The following is a 1,714-nucleotide window of genomic DNA, read 5'->3' on the forward strand; positions in this document are numbered from 1 at the left end:
GCCCGTAGCATCAGCATCCGTGGCGCGCGTACTGACCTCGCAGGCCGAGGACTTCCCCCGCTGGTACCAAGACGTTGTGGCCAAGGCGGAACTGGCTGACAACGGCCCGGCGCGGGGCACTATGGTCATCCGCCCGTACGGCTACTCGATCTGGGAGCGCATGCAGGCCGAGATGGACGCTCGGATCAAGTCCTGCGGCGCGCAGAATGCCTACTTCCCGCTGTTGATTCCGCAGTCCTACCTGCAACGGGAGGCTGAGCACGTCGAAGGCTTCAGTCCTGAGTTGGCCGTGGTCACCCATGCTGGCGGAAAGGTGCTGGAGGAGCCCTTGGTTGTAAGGCCAACCAGCGAAACCGTCATCGGCGAGTACATGGCCAAGTGGACGCAGAGTTACCGGGACCTTCCGCTGCTCTTGAACACGTGGAACAACGTGGTCCGCTGGGAGCTGCGACCGCGGCTGTTCCTGCGGACCACCGAGTTCCTGTGGCAGGAGGGCCACACCGCGCACGCGACCGATCACGAGGCCCGGGACTACGCGCGCCTGATCCTGCATGAAGCGTACGAAGACCTGATGGTCAACGTTCTGGCGATCCCGGTGGTCGTCGGCCGCAAGACGGCCCGGGAACGGTTCGCTGGTGCGGTCAACACGCTCGCGTGTGAGGCGCTGATGCGCGACGGCAAGGCCCTGCAGATGGGCACCTCGCACGAGTTGGGTCAGAACTTCGCACGCGTGTTCGGCATCGACTACCTGTCGGTTGCGGGGCAACAAGAGACGGCTTGGACAACGTCGTGGGGGACCTCCACCCGGATGGTCGGCGGACTGATCATGGTGCACGGGGACAACGACGGGTTACGCCTGCCGCCGGTGCTCGCACCCGTCCAGGTCGTGGTGATGGCGGTGAAGGCGGACGTCGTCAACGCGGCGCGCCAGATCGGCGCGGACCTACGGAGTGCGGGTGTGCAGGTCCTTGTCGACGACCGCACGGACGTCCCCTTCGGGCGTCGTGCGGTGGATTGGGAGCTCAAGGGCGTCCCTCTGCGGCTCGAGCTAGGTCCGCGCGACCTCGCCGCAGGGCAGGTGACGGTCGCACACCGGCTCTCCGGCGGGAAGCGTCCGATGCCGCTGACCGGCGCCGCCGAGGCGGTTGTGGCTCTGCTGGTCGCCGAGCAGAGGGCCATGCTCGACGGCGCGCGGGCCGCCCGCGATGCCCGCACCGCCGATGTGGACACCACGGCCGAGGCGGTCGAGGCTTGTGCGCAAGGCTGGGCCCGGGTGCCCTGGTCGGCGGTCGGGGAGGCCGGCGAGGACGCACTTGCCAGATCGGCCATTACCGTTCGCTGCCTGACTCGAGCGGACGGTTCGGTACCAGACAGTGACACCGAGCCCGACCTTGTCGCATACGTCGCCCGCTCCTACTGATCCCCTGCGCCGGAATCGTTTGATCGACTCATGGACGAAGTCGCACCAACCTCGAGGACGGCGGGCCCCTGGTCGAGGGTGCCGGTCGAGGATCCCAGGTAATGACCCCTTCAGCTGGTACCGGAGGACGACCGTCCTGCCGGCACCTACCCGCTCGAGTGCAGGAGGATCTGATCGAGGCATGGTTGGACGGCTCGGTGGTGCACCTGACTGACGGTCGGCGGTCGCTGCTTCGGGCCTCGTCCTCGGGTGATGGCCGATGTTAGATTCCGCTGGGGCATGATGCACGCGTGA

At 67.0% G+C, this 1,714-nt stretch carries 1 protein-coding gene; it reads left to right on the plus strand.

Annotation, left to right across the window (positions count from 1 at the left end; genetic code table 11):
• Positions 1-1,420: proline--tRNA ligase (proS, locus tag QZX79_RS18225; protein WP_366485172.1), on the plus strand; the 1,420-nt coding region annotated here is incomplete at its 5' end.
• Between the last annotated feature and the right edge of the window lie 294 nt (positions 1,421-1,714).

It is taken from the genome of uncultured Arthrobacter sp. (assembly GCF_902805515.1).
Lineage (GTDB): Bacteria > Actinomycetota > Actinomycetes > Actinomycetales > Micrococcaceae > Arthrobacter_D.